Origin of the sequence: Proteiniphilum propionicum, from assembly GCF_022267555.1 — a bacterium.
Lineage (GTDB): Bacteria > Bacteroidota > Bacteroidia > Bacteroidales > Dysgonomonadaceae > Proteiniphilum > Proteiniphilum propionicum.
In genome coordinates, this window is the sequence record NZ_CP073586.1 from 2,878,583 (window position 1) to 2,902,816 (window position 24,234).

Below are 24,234 nucleotides of genomic sequence, written 5' to 3' on the forward strand. Positions count from 1 at the left end.
TAGTACAATTTATCATACAAAAGTAATCAAAAATATTAAAAAGTAGAAAATGAAGATTTTTGAATAAAATTTGACTGCCCGGACTCATTGGTTATAATCAATATAATTTATTGTTAATTCTATAATCCCATGCAAATCAAATAGTGCTACTAAAAAATCCACGTTAAATTAAGATTTATTAAACAAAAAAGTATCGAAGTAATGACAATACATTTTATATTTGTGACATGTTTTAAAGATCACAACAGTATGGAATCCCCAAAATTGGAGATAGGGAGGAGTGGATTGTTTCAATCAGATGGGAAAATTTTGATTGATATAGATGATATACCTTATCCCACAGCTGTTTATTTTATTGATAATGATGAGGTTGCTTTGAATAAGTGTGCATATGAAATTCTTGGAATGAAGGATGACGCAGTTTTTGACCTTAATTCGTGGAGAAAAATTAATCCATACGTTGAAGATATTCTAAAAAAAATAACCCCCGGAATTGTAACAGACCAAAAAATTCATGTAATACTTTTTGATGGAAAACATGAAATTATGAACTACTCATTCTCTTGTTTTTCAAATCCTTTAATAGGTAAAATTACTATTATTCATTTTTCAAAAGCTTCTGAAAAATATTCCGTTGCCTCATTATCTTCTTTATATTCTATAAGGGAGGAATTGACAAAGTTAAAACCTTATCTGAACAGGCCCGGTAAAATAATACATGATGAAATAATGACAAAGTATTTCAGAGAGGGGAATCAAAAACTCACATTAGATGATTTAGTATATTATGAGAAGGAGCTTCGCATTATCCAGAGAACATATCCATCTTTATCACATCGTGAAGTAATTTTGTGCGGATTACTTGTAAATGATGTTGACACAAAGGATATAGCGGTTATTACCAACAGGTCGTTGGTCTCTGTATTTGTTACAATCCATCGCATCAACAAAAAACTGGGAATATTAAATAAGAAAGAATTGATTCTTATGCTGAAAAATCTTGTAAGAAAGAAGGAAAAACAACATAAAATAACTATAGCCGGCTTCTGATTCATTTTGAATGAAAATAGCAGTAACGTAATCATTACACTCCATCTCACGTAATCAGCAAAATATTTAAATATTAACCACCATGCCTGCCTTTGCTGCCAGATATATTTAATGCATTTTAATCTGTAAGCTAATTCCTGAATAGCTAACATCATTTCAGCTACAATGTACTTTATTTATATTGCTATAGTATTGAAACATTGCTGTACTGGTTTCAAACATGCCCGGTTTTGGAAACAGAGCAATGTTTAACAATATTTATTATGCAATTTATAGCAATTCCAATTAAAATATCAGCAACAGCGTTAAACAGTCGTTTATGAAATATAGTCCATCTGTTTTGTAATATTATGTAATTAAAATTTTAATAATAACGATAAATTGAAAATATATATTTGCAGCACTTAACTAATTTAGTTAAGAACAATGCAACGTACTTTTTCTTTTATTCGGGAATAACATTTATGTGGAAAATAATATTTAGGCTGAAACATTATCATTTTAAAATTCGATCCTGATATTTTCCTAGTGTGATAAAGCGTGTTTTATGTAGTGTTTCTAACTTCTATTGAAATGAATAAAATTATTTACACTCTGATATTAATTATGATATCCATATCTTGTTCTCAAGTTAAGGATATTTCATATTTTCAGAATATTGAGCAGATAATGACTTTACCCGGCAGTAACGGTAACGGGCACGATGCGAGAATAAAACCTAAAGATATTTTGTCTATCACCGTTGTTAGCAGTGAACCTGCCGCATCGAGAAGATACAACCTTTTTACACCGCAAACTGAAACTGGCGGTACGTTCTACTCCCAGGCAGTGCTTCAAAACTATTTGGTGGACAGCGATGGAAAAATTAATTTTCCATCTTTGGGGTCTCTGAAGGTAGAAGGGTTAAATACCAAAGAGCTGGAATTGCATATCAACAATCTGCTTGCTCCGTTCTTCACTGAAGAGAAGCCGGTTGTCACTGTCAGAATTGTTAATTATTCGGTCAATATAATGGGTGAAGTTCTCAGGCCGGGGAAATATGAATCAATGAGCGGCCGGATGACAATCTTAGATGGATTGGCAATGGCGGGCGATATGACTATTTACGGACGCAGAGATAATGTGAAAGTGCTAAGGGATGATGGAAATGGAGAGCTAATTATATACACGCTTAATCTGACTGATAAAAACATGTTTTATTCCCCCGCATTTTTTTTGGAGCAAAATGATGTTGTGTATGTCGAACCCAACAAGTCGAAGGCAAATTCTTCAAAATATGGAGCCGCTGAATCTTTCAGGATTTCTACTTTGTCGGTATTGATCTCTCTGATAACTATGACTACAACAATTTTCGGATTGTTGAGGTGAATATTTTATAACCACATTTATACTACAGCTTTACAATGTATAAATATTCTGAAGTTGAAGAGGAATTTTCGGCGCTTGCAGAAAAGAGGATCGATCTGATTGATATTATAATGAAATATCTGTCTTACTGGAAATGGTTTTTGCTCTCGATAATATTATCTCTGGCCATTGCAGTATCTTATATCTATATAACGTTGCCTAAATACAAGGTGGCGACTTCAATACTATTCAAAGACGACCAAAAAGGGGGGTTAACCGAGATGAACATCTTTAGAGAGATGGGGGTAGTAAACAGAAAAAACAATGTAGATAATGAGATAGAGATACTAAAAAAATCATTGATTGTAGAGAGTGTTGTCAGGAAGCTGAATCTGTATGTTACATATACAAAACTGAATCCATTTGAGTTTATTCATCAAACAGGAATTGATAAGGTTTTTCCAAAACTTACATATTTAAGATCGAAAGTAATTTACGGGAAACAATGCCCCATAATAATAGTGATCCCTGAAAATATTCTGAATAATATGACGAATAACATCGAATTAGATGTTCGGGTAAACAGTGACGGGCATTATCTTTTTTCAGGTATGCATGAAGGGAAAAAATATTATGTCGGTGGAACTTTTGCCAACAGTACCGCTAATCTGCCTTTTGGTGAAATAAATGTGTTAAAGGGTAATGCCGTTCCAGAAAAAAGCATGGTCATACGACTTCAGATAAACCATCCGGTGAATGTTGCCGATCAGTTTCTAAATGCCCTTGAGATAGAGCTGACATCGAAAACATCATCGGTAGCGACACTTTCTCTGGAATGCATGAATGGTGAATTGGGAAGGACCTTTTTAAAAGAATACATCGAGACATTTAATGAAAAGGTAATAAACGAGCAGATGGAGCTGGCTGAAAAAACAGCAATACTTATTGATAAACATCTCACAAAACTTAGCAATGAACTAAGCGAAATGGAGTCTCAGGTGCAGGATTACAAGCAGTCACAAGGGTTGACCGATATTTCTTCACAGGCTGATCTCTTTAATGTTCAGTCGGCAAATATGAGACAAAGGAAGATGGAGGTTGAATCGCAATATGCAATTGTATCTGATCTTAATAAATATGTACAGCAGAGGAACGATCATAATCAGCTTATACCTGCCAATCCGGGTATAAAAAGCGAGGTTTTGAATGCACAGATTAACGCGTATAACAATTTGGTGTTGGAGAGGAATAAACTAGCGCGCATAGCCTCTGGAAGCAACCAGTCGATGATAGACCTGAATAACAGGATTGAATCAACTTTCAACTCTGTTAAAACAGGACTGCAAAACGAGATGAATAACCTTGTTATACAGCAGCGCGATATCAATGCCTTATATTCTCAAAGCAATGCCAGGATACGGGCTATACCACGCCAGGAACGTGTCTATTCCGATATTATACGTCAGCAAAACATCAAAGAAGCGTTGTTCCTCTATCTTCTTCAGAAAAAAGAAGAGAGATATATGAATATGACTACTGGTGAACCTACTTCAAGGATTATTGATAATATACGTGTGTTGGGGATAGTTTCGCCAAACAAGAAAATTATCTTTTTTTTATTTTTTGTCATCGGATCAATATTTCCCGTAGTGGTTATTAAAATCAGAGATCTGCTAAGATACCAGATAGACACTAGGGAGGATATTGAAAAAATCTCTTCTATACCGGTACTTGGAGAGATACCAAAATCGGTTCAATCGCAGATAATTGCAGTGAAAGAAGACTGCAACGACAGTTTTAATGAAATGATAAGGCTGTTGAGGGCAAACCTTTTATTTGTTATTGAAGGTGATAATAAGGTTATAAACATATTGTCGGGAATAAGCGGTGACGGAAAAACGTTTGCTACTCTCAACCTGGGCATGAGCCTGGCACTACTTGATAAAAACGTGTTGATCATTGAGCTGGATATCAGAAAACCTAAGCTTGCCAAAATTCTTGGATTAGATAGCAAGAAAGGAGTTACACTTTATTTATCAGGTATTTTAGATAGAAATGAGCTTGTAAAACCTTCCGGTATTCATCCTAATTTGTATGTAATTACTGCTGGAGCGGTTCCTCCTAATCCTAATGAGATTTTGTCGAAATCAATGCTGGATGAGTTGATAAACAATTATAAGAGCGAATATGATTTCATATTTCTTGATACTGCACCGTTGGGGCAGGTATCAGACGGATTTGTATTGAACCGGCTTGCAGATGTGAACCTCTACGTTGCCCGTTCAGGATATACGCCTAAAAAATATATTGGCGATGCAGACAGGTTTTACCGTGAGAACAGGTTAAAGAAAATATATTTTGTGCTGAACTCTGTTAACATGAACTCAATGGAGTACAGATATGGATTTAGTAAAAAATATGGATATGGGTATTAATGAATAGTTCAATTGTCGCATATGTTATGAGTTCATATTAATTTTTCAATGAAGCTGGATATTATAGCTATATGCTAATTGGATGAACAGATGTAAAAGTTAAGCAAATAATATGTGATTCGATTATAAATTTCAGGCATAATGGAGCTCAATGGCGCAAACATAATTCAACTTCCTAAAAAATTTGACAGAAGGGGAAACCTTTCAGTCATAGAAGAGATAAAAAATATTCCATTTAAGATAAAGCGTACCTATTGGATTTATGATGTTCCGGGGGGAGAGGTACGAGGTGGACATGCATATAAGCGCAATCAGGAATTTATTGTAGCACTTTCAGGTAGTTTTGATGTGATTCTGGATAATGGGGAGGAGAGAAAAATATATACTCTCAACAGGTCATACTATGGCCTGTATGTACCAAAAGGAGTGTGGAGACAAATGCAAAATTTTTCGACCAATGCGTTAGCTCTCATACTTGCTTCCATCAAATTTGACATGAAAGACTATATTTATGATTATACTCTGTTTAAAGAACTGACAAAAGAACTAATAACCTGATAAATAATTCGAATGTATATTTTTTGGAGAGCATTCAATTACCGACATTTAAAGAATTATAATGAAAAGGACAAACATATACGACTGTTCAATAATTGAAATTGATAAACATCACAACGAGAAAGGGAATATAAGTGTGGTAGAGAACGGTAAAACCATACCCTTCAGAGTAAAGCGTGTTTATTACCTGTATGATGTACCCGGTGGTGAGTCAAGGGGCGGGCATGCGCATAAGAAACTACATCAGTTGATTGTTGCGGCCAGCGGAAGTTTTGATGTGACGGTTGATGATGGTGAATTAAAAAGGACCTTTACCATCAACAGGCCTTACAGAGGAGTGTTAATAGTGCCGGGCATTTGGAGAGAGCTGGATAACTTCTCTTCCGGTTCTGTTTGTCTGGTATTGGCATCGACTGAATATTCAGATGATGATTATATAAGAGATTACAAGCAATTTAAGGAGTATAAAAATAATTTGTCAAACAAGCGGGGTAAGCCGGAAACTTTAAAATGACAGGTGATGGTAATTATATTGTCTTGTATGTGAATGTTTTATATAAGATGAACAAGGTGTGGTTGAAAAACGGTTGACATGATAAAATTTCTTGATTTGCAGAAATTAACGCAGAAGTATTCTGCCGAAATACATCAGGCTGCTTCGCGTGTAATAGACTCGGGCTGGTATCTGCTGGGTGAAGAGACCGGTTTATTTGAAAAAAATTATGCTGAATATATTGGTACCGGATATTGTGTGGGTGTTGCCAACGGCCTCGATGCTTTAAGAATAATTTTACGTGCTTATATAGAGATGGGGGTGATGAGTGAAGGTGATGAAATTATTGTTCCAGCCAATACGTTTATCGCTTCTATTATAGCCATTACCGATAACCGGTTAGTGCCTGTTTTGGTTGAGCCGGATATAGGGAATTATCAGATTGACGACACGAAAATAGAGGCTGCTGTAACCCCAAAAACCAAGGGAATAATGATTGTTCATCTGTACGGACAGTGTGCATATACAAATAAAGTGGAGGAGCTATGCAAGAGGTACAACCTTAAATTAATAGAAGACAATGCACAGGCATGCGGTTGTAAGTTCAACGGCAACAGAACCGGTTCTTTGGGCGATGCAGCAGGACACAGCTTTTACCCTGGAAAAAATCTGGGAGCTCTTGGTGATGGCGGGGCAGTAACAACCAACGATGAGTACTTAGCAGAAAAAGTGAGGACTCTTGCCAATTACGGTTCTCGAAAGAAATACATATTTGAGTATCACGGTTATAACAGTCGATTGGATGAAATTCAGGCTGCTATCCTAAATGTGAAACTAATTCATCTGGATAAAGATAATCAAAGGCGAAAAGAGATAGCCCAATACTATCTCGATTGCATAACTCAGCCGGAAGTTATTCTACCCGTGATAAACGACTGGGATGCCCATGTTTTTCATCTTTTTGTCGTTCGTTCGGAACGCCGCGACGAATTGATTCAATTTATGAATAGCCTGGGTGTTCAAGCGCTTATACACTATCCGGTTCCACCTCATAAGCAAAAGGCTTACGAAGAGTGGAACAGTCTCTGTTTCCCGATTACTGAAAAAATACACAGAGAGGTTGTAAGCTTGCCAATCAGCCAGGTGATAACGGATGAAGAGGCAGATACTGTTGTTAATGCAATTAATGCTTTTCATTAGAAAACATAATCAGTATAAATGAAATGACAGAAAAGGAAAATTCATACTGGAAGATCATTCAAAAGGTTATGCAACGAATAAAAAAGATACAGATGAATTTAAAAGAGACTCCTTTGGTCTCGGTAGTGCTCGTCACGTATAACAGTGCCCAATACGTTATAGAGACACTGGAAAGCATTAAAGCCCAGACATGGCAGCAAATAGAATTGATTGTATCTGACGATTGCTCCACCGATAAGACAGTAGAGTTATGTTCGAATTGGATAGATTGTAATAAAGGCCGTTTTAGTAAAACGAAAATGATTACCGTTTTACAAAACAGCGGTATTCCGGCTAACTGCAACCGCGGTTTAAGAGCTGCGCAGGGAGAATGGGTTAAAATAATTTCTGGAGATGATATACTTATAAAAAATTGTATTTCTGACAATATGGAATATGTAAGACGCTTCCCTGATGCCTCTTTCGTTGTTTCAGATATTCGCGAAATAGATGAAAATGGTGTTTTAATACATGAACGGGTCGTGAATGAGGGATTGTCTTTTTTTGTTAATATTCCGTCAGCCGGGAAGCAGCTTAAGGCATATTCACGCTGGCCTGCGTTTTTGAATTCACCAACTTTTTTCTACAGGAGAGAGGTAATGGAGCTGGTGGGGTATTGCGATGAGGAGTTCCGGATATATGAAGATATGGTTACTATTTTCAAAGTTACGGAAAAAGGGATAAAGGTGCATTACTTGAACAAGGCTACAGTTGATTACAGGATTCACCGCGACTCTATTTCTAGATGCATGAAAGCAGAAATGTTGCGTGAAAATGAGGCTTTAGAAATTTTCAGGAAATACCGGAGAAGAAACCTGAGTATTTTTAATCCCCTCGACATGTCGGTCTGTTACGAGAGCTGGTTGCAGTTTAAGTATAAGGGGATTAAGGGTTGGAAAGGAAACTCTATTTTACGAAAATTCAGCCTTTTCTACTGGTATGTGAGGTTTTATGGTGTAAAATCATATTAATGTAAAGATAATAGTATGCGCGTTCTGTGGATTACACATGATCTATTTGAAGTGTTCCTCCCTTTTGTCAAGGGCAAACCCACTAAAGGGGGATCATGGATTGCACCGCTGTTTTATTCAATTCAGAAAAAAACAAATATAACGCTGGGGTCAGTTACCCCGGTGATAGGCGGTAAGCAACAAAAACAGATAATAGATGATGTAACATATTATTCTGTCGGTATCGATAAAAACGAAAATAAGACAAAGATGAACAAGAGGCTGGTAAACAGTTACATGTCTGCAATTGATGATTTTAAGCCTGATATTGTTCATGTGCACGGGACAGAAAATAATTTTGGCCTTTTGCGTAAATACATTGATGCGAATATAGCTGTTGTTTGTTCCATACAGGGGATAATTACTCCCTGTCTTGACTATTTAAAACAGAGTGTTTCGTCAATCAATATCGGGAAATACAGATCAATAAAAAACAGGATGGGTCGTGGAGGAGTAAATAGTAGCATAAGAAAATGGGAAAAATACAGTGATATTGAAAAAGATATATTCAAATTAAATCATTACTTTATTGGCAGAACCACCTGGGATAAAGCCTGTTTAATGGAGTTTAATGAAAAAGCTGAATTTTTTCACGGGGAAGAGCTCTTGCGTTCACAGTTTTACAGTTCTTCGTGGAGTATTGACCAGTGTGAACGATACAGAATATTTGTATCTTCCGCAGCATACCCGCTGAAAGGGTTTCATGTTTTGCTGCATGCATTAGCTATATTGAAAAAGCGTTACCCACATGTAAAAGTTGTAGCACCGCTTTCATCAATTGATCAAATGTCATCAAGAGTGAAGGATTTTATGATGGCCGAGGATTATGACAATTATATCAAGAGTGAAATAAAAAAATTAAAATTAGAGGATAATGTCATTTTTCAAAAAAAATTAAGCGCCGGGGAGATGGCAATTCAATATTGTAAAGCACATGTTTTTGTACTTCCTTCCTTTATCGAAAATAGCCCTAATTCATTAGGAGAAAGCATGATGATTGGAACCCCCTCTGTTGTAGCCCCGGTAGGTGGTGTGATTTCCATTGTAAGCGACAATGAGAGCTCGTTGTTATTTCCTTGTGGTGATCACGCTTCCCTGGCTTTTCAAATCGGCAGAATTTTTGATGACGATAATCTTGCGGTGAAAATTAGTAATAATGCCAGGGAGATAGCCCGGAGACGCCATGATGTGCAAAAAGTCACCGATCAATATTTATCAATTTATTCCGAAATAATAAAACTCCATTATGAAAGTAGTACAAATACTCCACGAACTTAAATTCTCAGGAGCAGAGATAATGTATGTCGATGCAGCTCCTTTTTTCAGGGAAAAAGGGTGTGATCTGACAGTTATGGCCACAGCACCTGTAGTGGGTGAATACTCTGTTCATTTTGAGAACGCGGGTTATAAGGTGGTCCATAATCCTTATCCTGCCAGGAGAAATTATTTGTCACGCCTGCTTTATTGGGCCTCCTTTACCAGTTTCATCAAGAAAGAAAAATTTGATGTAATTCATATTCATACAAGCGCGATAATGTGGGAAATAGCATTTTGTTCATGGTTGGCAGGAATACGTTCAGTGTTTACATTCCATAGTGTTTTTACTTCTCATTTTTACAGTTATCCGTTGCATCTGATACAGCGGTGGACAGCAAAAAAAATATTTGGCTGTAAGTTCCAAAGTATCAGTGATTCAGTGTATGAACATGAGTTGGAAAAATACCATAACAACACGATAAAAATTAATAACTGGTATGGGCTGAATCGTTTCTATCCGGCAGGCATTGAAGAGAAAAAACAGGTAAGGAGGGAGCTGAATATACCTGAGGAGGCACTTGTTTTAATCTCCATAGGCGAATGCAGTCCCATAAAAAGGCATTCTGACATTATAATGGCACTTCCAAGAATATGTTTATCACATCCTTCGGTACTATACCTTCATCTGGGCAAAGGGGACATGGAAGAAGTGGAAATTGAACTGGCCGCAGGATTAGGAGTGAGGAATAACGTTCGTTTTTGTGGAAATAGAAAAGAGGTAAGAATGTTTCTTGTAGCAGCTGATATATATGTGATGACCAGCAAATATGAAGGGATATCAATTACAACCATTGAAGCGATGGCATGTGGTGTACCTGCAATTTTGTATGACGTAGCCGGTTTGTGTGATTTCAATAAGACAGGAAAAAACTGCATGTTGATAGCTGAGGATTACAACCTGTTGGCGGAGACTGTGATTTATCTTTACACACATCCGGAACTTTCGCAATTACTATCACACAGGGCATTAGAGCTGGTGAAAAATAGCTACAACCTGAATAAAAATGCATCAGGAATTTATCAACTTTATTCAAATTAAAAGAAATAAACCTGTAAGAAAATATGAGGTGTTTTAAGTTAAAAAATGATATGGATAGTACTCTCATTGTACGGATTTTTATGCTCCTGTGTGAGTTTTATAATTGCATTTGCTACAGATTTGACTCGCATCCTTCCGTCCCCCCAGGGACTGGTATAAATTGGAATAACTGTAACAGCAACAGATTCTAAAGTCAAATAAATTACAATTCTTGTATGCGTATTTTATGGATCACAGTCGATGTTTTTGAGCTTTTCTTCCCCAAAGTAAAAGGCAGGACAACAAAAGGGCGATTTTGGATAGCACCATTGTTTTACAGTATTTATCATCAGGAAAATGTAAAGCTGGGAGCGGTAATCCCTATTGTTGACGGGAAAGAGCAGAAACAGGAGATTGAAAATGTTGCATACTACTCTGTCAATATCGGCAAAAAGGAGGTCATGACTAATATGAACAAAGGACTAATTGACAAGTATATAAATGCAATTAATGATTTTAACCCCGATATTATTCATGTACACGGTACGGAGATAAATTTTGGCCTGCTTCGCAAATATGTGGATGAAAGGATTCCCATTGTCTGTTCAATACAAGCTATTGTATCACCATGGCTTTCCTTTATGAAACAGAGTATGGCAGATGCAAGCGTGAAAAGGAGCAAGTCTTTAAAAATCATATTTGGAAGAGGCGGGGTGGATGGAGTATTAAAAAAATGGGAAAAATACCCGCTAATTGAAAAAGAAATTTTCAGGATAAACAAATATTTTATCGGCCGCACTTTATGGGACAAAGCATATGTTTACATCCACAACCCGAATGCATTATATTATCATGGTGAAGAGTTGTTACGCTTTCCTTTCTATAATACTCACTGGGACATCCGCTTTTGCGAAAAGCATAGAATCTTTGTCTCTTCTTCGGTTTATCCGTTAAATGGTTTTCATACACTTATAAAAGCTGCCGATATATTAAAAAATAAATATCCTGATATAAAACTGGTTGCCCCATTTTCATTAATACGGGAGAACTCTTCGAGATGTGTTGATCTATTTATATCGAAAGACTATGATATATTCCTGAAAAGAGAGATTGTTAGTCACGGTTTGGAAAGAAATGTAGTGCTGCTTAAAAATCTTAGTTCGGAAGAAATGGCCAATGAATATAAAAAAGCCCATCTCTTTGCTTTACCCTCCTTCCTTGAAAATAGCCCTTACTCGCTGGGAGAAGCAATGATGGTTGGAACCCCTTCTGTCGTTTCCTCTGTTGGTGGTGTGACTTCAATAGTAAAAGATGAAACAAGCGCACTATATTTTGCTCCGGGTGACTTTGTGATGATGGCATATCAGATTGACCGGTTGTTTTCGGATGATATGCTGGCATTAAAAATAAGTGAAAATGCGCGGATAATTGCAGAAAAAAGGCATAATGTGGAGGATATAATTGATCAGTATATGAGCATTTATACCGATATCATCTCTAATCACAATCATAATCATATTTTTTATGTTTAATATTTTCAAATAAAACTAAATGAGTACAGTGAATAAACAGATTGTCAGCCATGTTATTCCCGTTACCATATTTCTGATGACGGTTTATACGGTATTGCCCTTTTTGAAGCCAGGTGTTCCCATGGCCTCCTCTTTGAACAATACTGCTCTGTGGTGGGCAGTTTCAATATTCATACTGATTGTTTTCTTCCTTTCGAGGTTCTATTTTTTCGATAAAAAAAACGAGGATAATACACTTATTGTATGGATTTATCTTTTTTGGAATGCAGTGTGTATAGTAAGAGGAATATTTGTAGCCGAAATTTACTGGGATTGGAAAGCTTTGATTAGCAATGCTATGGCACTAATGTTGCCTGTCGTTATTTTTTCAGCTACTAACAAGATGGTGGTACAGTCGCTGCTCTCTTTTTATATGAAGTATGCCTTGCCCCTGTTCCTGATTTTTGCAATGATAATAAGAACCGATGCCTTTGGATTCTATCTGATTCCGGTCAGCTTTTTGTTGTTATTCTTGCCCGTGTTTACAAGGCGCCAGAAAATAATCCTGTTGATTGTTACGGCAGTGGTTTTTTTAGCCGATATGGGGGCGCGGAGCAATGTAATAAAGTTTGGATCTCCACTGTTAATACTGCTATTATATTATTTCAGGAAACAGCTTTCCCGTAAAGTCTTAGAAATAACCCGCGTTGCATTATTCACAGCTCCGCTGTTTCTTTTCATCATGGGTGTTGCAGGTATTTTCAATGTGTTTAATACCGATGAGTATGTACGGGGTACTTACTCTGCAATGGGTACCGACGAAGAGGGTAACAGAGTAGAAGTTAATGTAATGGCAGATACCAGGACATTTATTTATATTGAGGTGCTGAATTCAGCTGTAAACAACAACTATTGGTTGTTGGGACGCACACCGGCACGTGGAAATGATTCAGACACTTTTGGAGTAATTGAAGCCGAATTGACCGGCAGAGATGAGCGTTTGGCTAACGAAATAGGTTTAGCAAACGTGTTTACATGGACAGGCGTGGTGGGCGTGATACTTTATCTGCTTATTTTCTACAGAGCTTCATATCTTGCTGTAAACAAATCGGAGAATATATTCGCGAGTATGTTGGGTATTTACGTGGCTTTTCGATGGCTCTATTCATGGATAGAAGATGTAAATCAATTCAATATAAACTATTTTATTTTGATGATCATAATTGGATTGTGCTTTTCCGAATCGTTCAGGAAGATGTCAGATAAAGATATTTTAATTTGGGCTCGTGGTATGTTTGATGCCCGTTATATCAGGCTTCAACAATATCTGTTAAAAAAAAGAAAATATGAAACACCGGAATATAGCAGTATTGCTGACATGCCACAACAGAAAAGTTAAGACGCTTACCTGCCTCTCTTCGCTGTATAATGCAAATATACCAACCGGATATGTGCTGGATATCTTTCTTATCGATGATGGTTCTACTGACGGCACGGCAGAGGCTGTAATGTTGCTGTTCCCGGGTGTACACATGGCAAGAGGTGACGGAAAACTGTTCTGGGCTGGTGGCATGCGCCTGGCATGGGAATCAGCCATGGAAGAGAAGTCCTACGATGCCTATCTTCTTATAAATGATGATGTGAAACTCTATTCCGGTTTTTTCAACAATCTGCTAAAGGCTGAAGCCTATTCGATTTCAGTAACAGGTAAAGCCGGTATATATTCCGGAGCTACCGTGGATGAAAAGACCGGAATGGTATCTTACGGCGGCTACCGAGTAAAGGACAAAAAGATAGTTGTAAGGATGCAAATAGTTACACCTGTTGAACAACCTCAAAAGTGCGATGTAGTCAACGCCAACGTATTGTGGGTAAGTAAAGAGGTGGTGGATAGAATTGGAATTTTTGACTACCATTTCACTCATGGTATTGCCGACTTTGACTATTCTTTGCAGGCGCTTAAAAGAAGTATCCCAATATTTCTGGCACCTAATGTATGTGGCGTTTGTAACGATGACCATGGAAAAAACTGGTTGAGCTGTACAATACCACTAAAAGAGAGAATAGCTTATATGAAAAGTCCAAAGGGACTTGCCTATGACGAGTATATCTATTATATCAGAAAACATTTTCCGATGTTTTTGCCATACTCATTCATTATGCTGTGGATGAAAACGTTATTCCCATTTTTATGGGATTATTTTAAAAAATAATTCTTCACTGTTATGACAGGTAAAGAACAGATTAACAAGAAGAAAATATTAATTTTTCACCCTGCTCTTGCACCGTACAGAATAGATCAGCTAAATGCTCTGGGTGAGCTGTTTGATTTGGAAGTGGTTTTTCTTTTAGATAAACTGTGGAATTTTAATATCGATAATAGAAAGTTGCAGGAAGAGTGCCGTTTCAAAAATTCATTCCTGTTAAAAGGGTTTCGGCACAAGGGGCGATTGTTCCGCTTCGGAATGTATCGAATAATAAGAGAGGTGAAACCTGATATTATTTTTGGATATGAGTATTCTTTCACTACCCAATATCTTATTTTATTGAAAACTGTAGGCTTTATCAGACAAAAAGTGGGATCATTTATTGATGACAGCCCTGATATATGTATAAATGTACAGTCTGCTCTGCGTGCTTTTATAAGGAATAGATCGGTTAGACATCTCGATTTTTTGGTTGTAATGTCTGAAGAAGTGTCACGTTTTTATCAGGAGAGTTTTTCGATTCAGAAAAAACAGGTGATCGTTTCGCCCATACTTCAATTACCGGAGAGGCTAAGGAGAGATCAGGAGAAGATAGAGTCAATTGCACTTAACCATATCCGGAATTTCCAGTTGAAAGGGAAAACAACAATTTTATTCGTGGGACGTTTTATTCCCGAAAAAGCATTGCCTCTTTTTATAAGTACAATTTCTAATTTTCTTGCCGAAAGAGAAAATTTCTTGCTGGTACTGGTAGGAGAAGGCAGCGACATGGACCAGTTAAAAACCATTGTTAATGAAAAAAAGTTGGAAGGGAAGGTTATTTTTCCCGGAAAATACCAAGGAAAAGAGCTTTTTGGATGGTATGCTTGTGTATCGGGATTTGTTTTGCCCAGCCTGTCAGAGACCTTCGGTGCAGTTGTTAATGAAGCTTTGATTTTTGGTCTTAAGGTGTTGTGTTCAAAGTTTGCCGGTGCATCGTGCCTTATAAATCCCGGGAATGGAGAAATTTTTAATCCGTTAGACAGTGCGGATACATTGGAGAAATTCTCTCGTTTTTCATATAGTTTGCAACCTGTTGGAGAAGTTAATTTGACCAAAAGGCTGCCTTTGATTGATGACCACACACAACAGTTTATTTATGAATGGAGGAAATTAACTGTATGAACAAAATTTATCAACTTATAACTTCAATTCAGTTAGGTGGTGCCGAGATTATTGCTTTTAACCTGGCTGAACATTGCGCCGGAGAGCCTGGTAACAACACCGAGATAACGATTGTTGAACTGTATCGCACTAAAAATAATTATGCCAAAGTAAAAAAGAGAGAGCTTACCTCAAAAAATATTCGCCTAATTACGTTACACAGGGGTGGAAAACGAATGTTCCCTATATTTGCTACTATTAAATTGATTTATTGTATATGGAAAGATAAGCCATCTATAGTTCATTCTCATACCGATTTGCCTGATTTTGTTTTATCTATTGCTAAGAGATTTTTTAGTTTTTTTAGGCTAGCGTTCCCTGATGTTGTCCGGACCATTCATAGCACCCAATTGTGGCATACACATAACAAGCTTGGTAAAATTTCCGAGTCGGCTTTTAACAACGAATCAATTGTAGCCGTATCCTCATTTGCAATGCATGCCTACGAACAACTGAGAAAAAAATACAATTTGCCGGTCTCTGCCAACAGGCGAATAATTTATAACGGTTCTGTTGTACCTGGACGGCATCCACACTTTTTCAGGATTGATAAAAATAAGATAAATATTGCTTTTTGCGGACGTTTTGAAGATTACAAAGGTATGGAAACACTTATTCCTGCAATCTCGGAGGTAGGGAGAATGTTTCCCAATCATTTTGTGTTTCATATAATAGGCGACGGTTCATATAAGTGCCGTCTGCTTCAACTTTCGCAATTGCTTGACAATGTTTATATGTATGATCCTATACCTAATGTCTCGTCAATGATCTATGCGTTCGACTATCTTTTTATGCCATCACATTTTGAGGGTCTGCCACTTACTTCAATAGAAGCTTCATTTTCAGGTGTTCCTGTGATTGCAGCACATGCACCCGGACTAGATGAGACTTTGCCGGAAAATTGGCCACTGAAGTTCCATCTCGAAAATAATGATGAATTGTATTCCATTTTTGAGAATATTAAAGAAAAAAGGTACAACAAGAAAGAGCTTCAGCAGCTGGCATACAATTTTATAAGTGAAAGATTTTCCCTCAACAAAATGGTTCAATCATATAATGCACTATATAACAAAATGTTATGAGCCAGATTCAGGTAAATATTCTTTTTATGCTTCATCTGCCACCACCGGTGCATGGTTCATCCATTGTTGGAGAATTGGTAAAAGAGAGCAAAATTATTAACGAATCGTTTCACGCGAGATATTTAAACATTATTATGTCGCGCAAGGTGGAAGAGACTGGAAAAACCAGCCTGAGGAAGATTGTGCGCCTTGTAGAGATATGGCTCTTATTGTTGGTTAAGCTTATCCATCGAAGGCCGCGGCTCTGTTATTATTCACTGACAACTACCGGGGCCGGTTTCTTCAAGGATGTAATACTGATCTCTTTGTTACGCTTATTTCATGTGAAGATTATTTATCATATCCATAACAAAGGCATTAAACAATTTCAAAAGAAAAAGCTCAATCATATTCTTTATCGATTTGTCTTTAAAAATTCGCGTGTGATACTTCTTTCCAGGCACCTTTATTACGACATAGAGACGTGTGTTGCAGAAGAGCATGTTTTTTATTGCCCTAATGGCATAAAGGATTATCAGCCAAAAACTGCTTTTCTCTCATTGCCTGAAAAGAGAATTTTCAAGATCCTTTTTCTGTCTAATCTTATCAGGGAAAAAGGGGTGTTTGTATTGATTGAGGCTTGCTCAATATTGAGGGATAAAGGATACTCTTTTCAGTGCGATTTTATTGGGGGTGAGGGGGATGTAACTGAAAAACAGTTGAATTCATTTATTAAACAGAAAGAACTAACAGAACATGTAAAATACCTTGGTAAGCGGTACGGTAAACTTAAAGAACTGGCTTTTGAGCAAGCTGATGTGTTTGTGCTTCCTTCTCGCTACGATTGTTTCCCATTAGTAATACTAGAAGCAATGCAGCATAGCCTACCCGTAATTTCCGCCTATGAGGGAGGCATGCCAGATATGGTTGATGATGGAAGCACCGGCTTCCTTATCCCTGTGTATGATGATGCGGAAGAACTGGCCAAAAGGATTGAATATTTGCTTTCCAATCCTTTTGAGCGTAAAAAGATGGGAGTTAACGGAAGGATTAAATATGAAAATAATTTCACCCTTCCCATTTTTGAGAAAAGATTTCTTTCAATATTGCAGGAGGCTGTAAAATAAATTAATTTTTTTAAATCACCAAAATGCTTGTCGAAGTTTCAAAAGAAGTATATCGAAGGTACTTTCTCACCGATTCAAATCCATTCATAACAGAGGCTTTCATTAGTCTGGTAGAAAAAAAATGTGAGAGGGTTATAAGGCTCATGAAAGATGATGATGTCTCAATCGGGCTCATACTCGGCATGAAAGATGGCATTATCACTTCTCCTTTCTCTGCCCCGTTCGGTGGGTTTCATTATTCGCATGAACATATGTTTTACGATGTTGTTTTTGGTTTTCTTTCAAATCTTAGGGACTATGTAGCCGGTGAGGATTTTAAAAAGGTATTGATAACACTTCCGCCTGACCCATACCAGGTAAATATGAATGCGAAATTCGTTAACGCGTTTATAAGGCTTGGATTTAATATGGCAACACCTGATCTGAACAATTGGGTGGACCTGAAAAAAATTGACGGTACCTGGTGCAAGAATGTGGTGGAGCAGAATTGCCGGAAAGCTATAAAAAATGGGCTTGCCTGGTCTATAATAACCGATAAGAAATCTATTGAAGATGCTTACTCTGTGATTTTAAGAAACCGTAAAGTACAATGCCGCAAAATTTACATGACATTAGATGATATTCTCGAAGTGAATACCATAATACCGGTAGATTTCTTCGCGGTAAAGGATCTTAACGGAAATTGTGTTGGGTCAAGTGTTTTTTATCGTGGCCATAAAAAGATTGTTCAGTGTGTTTTCATGGGCGACGATACGGAGAAGAGAAATATGGGCATCATGAATCTTATGTACAAGAATTGCTTTGAGTACTACAAAAATATGGACTTCGATTATATCGATCTGGGCATCTCATGCCTTGAAGGAGAGCCCAACACTGGATTAATAAGGTTTAAAGAGCTTCATAACTGCGCTACATCGCTCAGGTACACTTTTTCCTGGAGCCCTTGAAATATAGGGGATTATGATTAGGAATTAAGATTGGCTAAATTAAATAATTCAACTTTCACATGTATAAATTCAATGAGCCTATGGTAATACAACTGCCGGATGATTCAACTGTAATCGCAATACATGCGAAAGTCAAGCAAATAAAATTATGTTACAGACTTTTGAATTATACAATGGGGCACTGCATGAGATAAATTCTTCAAAACAGTTGATCACTACATTGAATGCACACTCATTCAATACACTTAAAAGTGACCCTGAGTTTTTGAAAGCGTTGCAGGCCAGTGACAAGCTGTTACCCGACGGTATAAGCATGGTATGGGCTATGCGTTTATTGAAAGGAGTAAGAATAAAGAAAATTGCAGGTGCCGATCTTTTCAAATATGAAATGCAGCGTGTATATCAGCAGAGAGGCAAGTGCTTTTTTCTTGGGAGCTCAGATGAGACCTTGAACCTTATTAAAGAGAGGGCTAAAAGAGAATTCCCGGGACTGCATGTTTATGGTTACTCACCGCCTTTCAAACCTTTTTTTGATGAAGAAGACACTCTTGCTATGATTAGCGCCGTGAATGAGGTTGAGCCGGATGTGCTTTTTGTTGGTATGACTGCTCCAAAACAGGAAAAATGGTCGTTTGAGCACTTCCATCGTCTCAAAGCCGGACATATATGCTGCATTGGGGCGGTATTTGATTTTTATGCAGGTACAGTCAGAAGAGCACCAGGATGGATGATATCGGTGGGACTGGAATGGTTTTACCGGTTAATACGAGAACCGAGACGTATGTGGAGGAGGTATTTGATAGGTAATATCTTGTTTGTGCTTGCTATTCTGAAAGAGAAGTTTTTACAAAATTATAAAGTGTCTAAAACTGTTTCTGTACGGCCGGATGCGATTAAAGGAGAGCAGGCTTGAATAAAGAAAGCTCTCCTTTAGAAAACTTTTTAAAAGTCACACAACATTATATTTTTTAAAATTATGCACACAGATAATATGGGAGTAAAATTATTTTTTCTTCTATTCGATTTATTACTCTTAAACTTATCCGTTTTCATGGTTTATCATTTCAGCCCGATTTATGAATATATAGATCTGCCGGGGAGGGATCTCTATTTTCTTCATGCCAACATTTGCGAATTATTCGCTTATGTTTTGTATTCGAAAAGAAACTATTTTTTTACGGATAAGTACTTGTACAGGGTTAAAGCGTTCAGTATACGTTTTATTATTCTTTTAATTACCATATTTTTACTTGCGGAAATATTTCTTCCAAAGGATTATTACAGAGGCTTTTTACTGGAATATGTAGCATTCTTTTATATTTTGAAAGTTGTTGTTTTTTATTTCATCTATAAATATCATCAATTCAGATACAAAAAGGGTTACACCTATTACAGGGTAGCTATATTGGGCATAGAGAATTCGAGCAGGATATTGGGGAAATTGCTGAATAATAATCCTGCCCTGGGATTCAGGTTTGTAGGATATATTTCAAATAATGAAGATTGTTCTGACTGTCCGGTTTTGGGAGAATTGGATGACCTTTCGTTGTTGTCGGAAAAGTTCAAATTAAATATGCTTTTTGTGACCAACCCTAAATACTTTACAAAAAAAAGGACCAATGAGCTGCTTACCCTGTGTAATGAGACAGGAGTAAGGGTACGCTACATTCTTACTAACGGATATTGGAACAGTTATGTGAATAAAAGGATAGAGTCCTCGGGCTTTTTTGAAATGTTTAATCCTCAGGAGATTCCATTGGATAATTTGAATATGAGAATTGAAAAGCGGATTTTTGATGTTTTTTTCTCAACTGCAATTATCCTGTTAGTTTTCAGTTGGTTGTTTCTAATTATAGGCATTTTTATAAAGATAGATTCTAAAGGTCCCGTGTTTTTTTTGCAAAATAGAACAGGGATAAACAATAAAACATTCAAGTGTTTTAAATTCAGGACAATGACAGTGAATAACGAGGCAGACAGCAAACAGGCAGAGGTTAACGATTCACGAATAACAGCAATAGGGAACATCTTAAGACGAAGCAACATTGACGAGCTACCTCAGTTTTTTAACGTGTTTTTAGGGAATATGTCGGTAGTTGGGCCACGCCCGCATATGTTGAAGCATACTGAACAATATTCTGCATTGATAAAATATTACAAGGTGCGGCATTTTGTAAAGCCTGGTATTACAGGATGGGCACAAGTCAATGGCTACAGGGGCCTTACTGATGAACTTTGGAAAATGGAAAAACGAGTTGAATATGATATGGAGTATCTGGAAAAATGGAATTTCTTTTGGGACATTAAAATAATTATTATGACGGTTTTTGGCAATAGTGCATATAAAAACGCTATGTAGGAATAGTGATGTTATTGTTAAGGCGTGATTTGAAACTTGTAAAAGCATAAAAGATGCGATTGAGAATGAATGAGAGTAGCAAAATATATATTGCCGGACATAAAGGCTTTGCCGGTTCTGCTATTTGGGGAAATCTTCATTCACGGGGTTATACTAATATTGTAGGCCGTTCTCATAGTGAACTGGATCTTATGGAGAGACACTCCGTGAAATATTTTTTTGATAAGGAGAAACCTGAATATGTGATTCTGGCAGCAGCTTTTACGGGGAGAACTGTTGAGAATAACAATAACTGCTGCCGCGCAGATTTCATATATCGTAATCTGCAAATACAGAACAATGTTATTGGCGAGAGTTTTCTCCACAAAGTAAAGAAACTGTTATTTCTTGGCAGTAGTTGCATATATCCTAAAGTCTCGCCACAACCATTGAGGGAAGAAGATTTGTTGACTTCATTACCAGAATATGTTGATGAACCTTTCGCTATAGCTAAAATTGCCGGTATAAGAATGTGCGAGAGTTTCAATATTCAGTACAGGACAAATTATATTTCAGTGGTGCCGGCCGACTTCTATGGGCCAAACGACAACTTTAATCTGGGAAAATGTCATGTCCTCCCTGGTTTGATGCGTAAAATGCATCTTGCCAAATGTTTGCAAGAAAATAACTGGAGTGGTATTCAAAAAGACATTAGGCGCAGGGCATTGGACGATATTGGCGGCGACAGCACCATGGATGATTTTGTTTTTACTTTGAGTAAGCTGGGAATTTACTCCAACCATTTGGAGTTATGGGGTACGGGAAGGCCCATGAGAGAGTTTTTATGGAGCGAAGATATGGCAGATGCATGTGTTTTCATTATGGAGAATATCAATTTCAACGAACTGAAGAAGGGTAAAACGGAGGTCCGTAACTGCCATATAAACATAGGAACAGGCAAGGAGACAAGCATAAAGAGTCTGGCTTTTCTTATGGCTGATATATTGGGTTATTCCGGCAGAATAAAATTCGATACTACTGTGCCTGATGGCTCTATGAGGAAACTGACAGATGTCTCCAAATTAAGGTCATTGGGATGGCAGTATAAAGTTGATCTTGATGAGGGTATCAGGAAGATGTATAAATGGTATTTGGAAGATCTTGAATTTGAATAGTGTTAATAGTACCGGTTGTAATAAATAACAATTTGAATTAATTTTATAAACCGGAAGAGGATAGGGAGCAATTACAAATAAAAGAGTTATTTTATAAAACAACTTGCTGCAAACTTTAGCAATAAACATAAAATATATGGGGCAAAGTAAAAATTCATGTCCTCGATTCAGGGAGTTTGATCGTAGGGTATTTGAAAAGTCGTTGGAATGGCTGAACGATCCTGAAATAAAGTATTTAATCGTAGCACCGGATTCAGACCGGGAGTCACGAGAACGATGGTTTAACAGCCTAAAAACAAATAAATCTCAATACATCAAGTCGATCTGGTGTAAAGAAGAACCAATTGGCGCATTTGGTATTAAACATATTACTCCTGTGGATGGTGAAGTTTGGGGATATATTGGAGAAAAGAAACATTGGGGTAAGACCCTAGGAAAACAGATGTTTCAGTATTTGGTTGATTATGCCAGATCAAACAAAATGACGTCTCTTTATGCCAGATTACTTAAAGATAATATCCGTTCATATAATTTATTTCTGAAGATAGGTTTTGTATTCGAAAAAGATATTGGTGAGAATATGATATTAATGCGGTTGTTCCTATAAGCTTACCCTTTTGTTATTGAGCGCTTTCAGAAACAGGCTCTTTTGACTGGGTTTTCAATTGTGAAAAGTACATTGCGAATGAGCGATAAAGGAAGTGAGTCCATTTGCCGAACGGGACAATTATAAGCGCCCATTGTGCAAGCACTATGAGATGGATAAGATAAACCCACCTGACTGACTCTGTGAGGTTAAGATCGATGAAAAGACGAACTAAAAAAGCGGTGATACCCATCAGTAGCAGCCAGGTGACAAAGAGCCAGTCTGATGGTTGCGAGAATTTGTTGAGTGTCCGGCTTTTTTTGATACGACTACCCACAAAATCGAAGGTGATTGCAAAGATCAGTAAGCTCTCAACATATCCCAGAATAATGAAAAACAGATTGTATGTGGCAAACCAGTTAAGAAAAACAGTTGTGAAAAGCAGTGACAGATATGCAAACACCAGGATCATATGTTCAAACCACCTGAAGTGTGTATTTTCCTCACAATCCTTGTATCGTTTCTGGGTGAACATATGGACAAACAACTCACCTGATGTTGAAAAGTACCGTTTCAGAGGTGTTCTTACTTTTGGTTTTACAATAGTGAAGTACCACATACGCAGCAGGTTGGGGACAAATATAACCAGAAAGACAGTGCTGATGGCAATAATTTCGAAACGATGTCCGTAATGAAGCATTTCCTCAAGGTTAAAGTCCCTTGAACAGGCAAAGAAAAGAGTACCTGCAAGAACAAGAATCAGAGCGGCAATGGTAGCAGGGAAGGATCGATAGAGAAGGCTGGAGAGCCCTGTCCAGTCGTATTTCGACGTTAACCACCTTCGTAGCGACATCATCAGTTCACCAGGATTTGCTGTTTGCGGGCAGCTATTGGTACACTCGCCACAATAGTAGCACTCCCATGGTTTTAGTGATGATTTTATCTCATCCTCAATTCCCAGGGCGCTGAGGCGTATCATCTCACGGGGAAACGATTCTTCCGTGGAGGAAAGAGAGCAAACTGCCGTGCAGGTGCCACAGTTGTAACAAGCACTCATATTCACCGCACCATATTTCTTCAGCTCATCTTTAAACTTCGGATTAATTTTTGTCGCCATTTATTTCACAAGTTTATAGGTATAATATTCATCCATATAATCTATCTCTCCAGTTGCAATAATTCCGTATTTAACCAGTGTCATCAGATAGAACGTGATCTCCGACTTAGGGATCCGAAGCTTCTCCGACAGCTGGGTGATAGTGAGATCTTCCTCTTTCAGGGCATCAGTAATCACCTTTTTAATGCGGTTATATTCCTTAAGTTGCTCCTTTGCCTTTTCTGGTATACCTTGTTTGTCCCTTAGGTATTTAGCTGTTTTTCCAATTTCGGTTTCCATCATTTCGTATTTTTACCCTGTATAAGAAAGTAATGCTTCGTTAAAACTTCATTTATAATACTGACAGTCAATAATTTATGCCAGATCCCCAAAAAGTGCCATACTCTATTGATATTCAGTGAACTATAAGAACTGTTTTAAAAAAATTACCGAAGTATTGAGAAAGTAAACTTGTTCTTTTATTTAAAAGTTTGGCAAATATTCTTTTAACATCTA

The 24,234-nt window shown here is 37.3% G+C and carries 22 protein-coding genes; 20 read left to right on the forward strand and 2 right to left on the reverse strand.

The features are described 5' to 3' along the window. Positions 1-249 precede the first annotated feature (249 nt). From KDN43_RS11880 to KDN43_RS11975, 20 genes are all read left to right on the forward strand, one after another. The gene (locus tag KDN43_RS11880; RefSeq protein ID WP_238866391.1) at positions 250-1,050 is read left to right on the forward strand and encodes a helix-turn-helix transcriptional regulator; all 801 of its coding nucleotides are present in this window, start codon (positions 250-252) and stop codon (positions 1,048-1,050) included. A gap of 573 nt (positions 1,051-1,623) precedes the next feature. Continuing rightward, complete coding sequence (locus KDN43_RS11885; protein WP_238866393.1) at positions 1,624-2,418, forward strand: polysaccharide biosynthesis/export family protein; 795 nt, start codon at positions 1,624-1,626, stop codon at positions 2,416-2,418. Between the two features lie 35 nt (positions 2,419-2,453). Beyond that, entirely contained in the window at positions 2,454-4,832 is a 2,379-nt protein-coding gene (locus tag KDN43_RS11890; RefSeq protein WP_238866395.1) for an exopolysaccharide transport family protein, read from the forward strand. Positions 4,833-4,973: 141 nt separating this feature from the next. After that, complete coding sequence (locus KDN43_RS11895; protein WP_238866397.1) at positions 4,974-5,390, forward strand: sugar 3,4-ketoisomerase; 417 nt, start codon at positions 4,974-4,976, stop codon at positions 5,388-5,390. 61 nt (positions 5,391-5,451) lie between these two features. After that, a complete protein-coding gene (locus KDN43_RS11900; protein WP_238866399.1) occupies positions 5,452-5,904 on the forward strand; it encodes a sugar 3,4-ketoisomerase in 453 nt (150 codons plus the stop codon). A 78-nt stretch (positions 5,905-5,982) separates the two neighbouring features. Beyond that, positions 5,983-7,083, forward strand: coding sequence for a DegT/DnrJ/EryC1/StrS family aminotransferase (locus tag KDN43_RS11905; RefSeq protein WP_238866401.1), 1,101 nt, complete (start codon positions 5,983-5,985; stop codon positions 7,081-7,083). A 23-nt stretch (positions 7,084-7,106) separates the two neighbouring features. Next, a complete protein-coding gene (locus tag KDN43_RS11910) occupies positions 7,107-8,093 on the forward strand; it encodes a glycosyltransferase family 2 protein (protein WP_238866403.1) in 987 nt (328 codons plus the stop codon). A 15-nt stretch (positions 8,094-8,108) separates the two neighbouring features. After that, positions 8,109-9,410 (forward strand): glycosyltransferase family 4 protein, encoded by a 1,302-nt coding sequence (locus KDN43_RS11915; protein ID WP_238866405.1) that lies wholly within the window; start codon positions 8,109-8,111, stop codon positions 9,408-9,410. Continuing rightward, entirely contained in the window at positions 9,379-10,488 is a 1,110-nt protein-coding gene (locus tag KDN43_RS11920; RefSeq protein WP_238866406.1) for a glycosyltransferase family 4 protein, read from the forward strand. Before KDN43_RS11915 ends, KDN43_RS11920 begins: the two co-directional genes overlap by 32 nt. Before the next feature lie 215 nt (positions 10,489-10,703). Then, entirely contained in the window at positions 10,704-11,999 is a 1,296-nt protein-coding gene (locus tag KDN43_RS11925; protein ID WP_238866407.1) for a glycosyltransferase family 4 protein, read from the forward strand. Between the two features lie 19 nt (positions 12,000-12,018). Continuing rightward, positions 12,019-13,377, forward strand: a complete 1,359-nt coding sequence (locus KDN43_RS11930) for a hypothetical protein (RefSeq protein ID WP_238866408.1) — start codon at positions 12,019-12,021, stop codon at positions 13,375-13,377. Next, the gene (locus KDN43_RS11935) at positions 13,325-14,191 is read left to right on the forward strand and encodes a glycosyltransferase family 2 protein (protein ID WP_238866410.1); all 867 of its coding nucleotides are present in this window, start codon (positions 13,325-13,327) and stop codon (positions 14,189-14,191) included. Before KDN43_RS11930 ends, KDN43_RS11935 begins: the two co-directional genes overlap by 53 nt. 12 nt (positions 14,192-14,203) lie before the next feature. After that, positions 14,204-15,349: a glycosyltransferase gene (locus KDN43_RS11940; RefSeq protein WP_238866412.1), complete on the forward strand. Its 1,146-nt coding sequence runs from the start codon at positions 14,204-14,206 to the stop codon at positions 15,347-15,349. Further along, positions 15,346-16,470: a glycosyltransferase family 4 protein gene (locus KDN43_RS11945; RefSeq protein WP_238866414.1), complete on the forward strand. Its 1,125-nt coding sequence runs from the start codon at positions 15,346-15,348 to the stop codon at positions 16,468-16,470. Before KDN43_RS11940 ends, KDN43_RS11945 begins: the two co-directional genes overlap by 4 nt. Continuing rightward, entirely contained in the window at positions 16,467-17,576 is a 1,110-nt protein-coding gene (locus KDN43_RS11950) for a glycosyltransferase family 4 protein (protein WP_238866415.1), read from the forward strand. The genes KDN43_RS11945 and KDN43_RS11950 overlap by 4 nt, the downstream gene beginning before the upstream one ends. 23 nt (positions 17,577-17,599) lie before the next feature. Then, positions 17,600-18,523, forward strand: coding sequence for a hypothetical protein (locus KDN43_RS11955; protein WP_238866416.1), 924 nt, complete (start codon positions 17,600-17,602; stop codon positions 18,521-18,523). Positions 18,524-18,671: 148 nt separating this feature from the next. Further along, positions 18,672-19,436: a WecB/TagA/CpsF family glycosyltransferase gene (locus tag KDN43_RS11960; RefSeq protein WP_238866417.1), complete on the forward strand. Its 765-nt coding sequence runs from the start codon at positions 18,672-18,674 to the stop codon at positions 19,434-19,436. 78 nt (positions 19,437-19,514) lie between these two features. Then, complete coding sequence (locus tag KDN43_RS11965; RefSeq protein WP_256448737.1) at positions 19,515-20,882, forward strand: exopolysaccharide biosynthesis polyprenyl glycosylphosphotransferase; 1,368 nt, start codon at positions 19,515-19,517, stop codon at positions 20,880-20,882. A 65-nt stretch (positions 20,883-20,947) separates the two neighbouring features. Then, positions 20,948-22,036, forward strand: coding sequence for a GDP-L-fucose synthase family protein (locus KDN43_RS11970; protein ID WP_238866419.1), 1,089 nt, complete (start codon positions 20,948-20,950; stop codon positions 22,034-22,036). Positions 22,037-22,172: 136 nt separating this feature from the next. Then, positions 22,173-22,643, forward strand: coding sequence for a GNAT family N-acetyltransferase (locus KDN43_RS11975; protein WP_238866420.1), 471 nt, complete (start codon positions 22,173-22,175; stop codon positions 22,641-22,643). A gap of 13 nt (positions 22,644-22,656) precedes the next feature. On the opposite strand, the gene KDN43_RS11980 is transcribed toward KDN43_RS11975, so the two are convergent. Together KDN43_RS11980 and KDN43_RS11985 are read right to left on the reverse strand one after the other, a co-directional pair. After that, complete coding sequence (locus KDN43_RS11980; protein ID WP_238866421.1) at positions 22,657-23,739, reverse strand: 4Fe-4S dicluster domain-containing protein; 1,083 nt, start codon at positions 23,737-23,739, stop codon at positions 22,657-22,659. Further along, positions 23,740-24,021, reverse strand: coding sequence for an ArsR family transcriptional regulator (locus tag KDN43_RS11985; protein ID WP_238866423.1), 282 nt, complete (start codon positions 24,019-24,021; stop codon positions 23,740-23,742). Between the last annotated feature and the right edge of the window lie 213 nt (positions 24,022-24,234).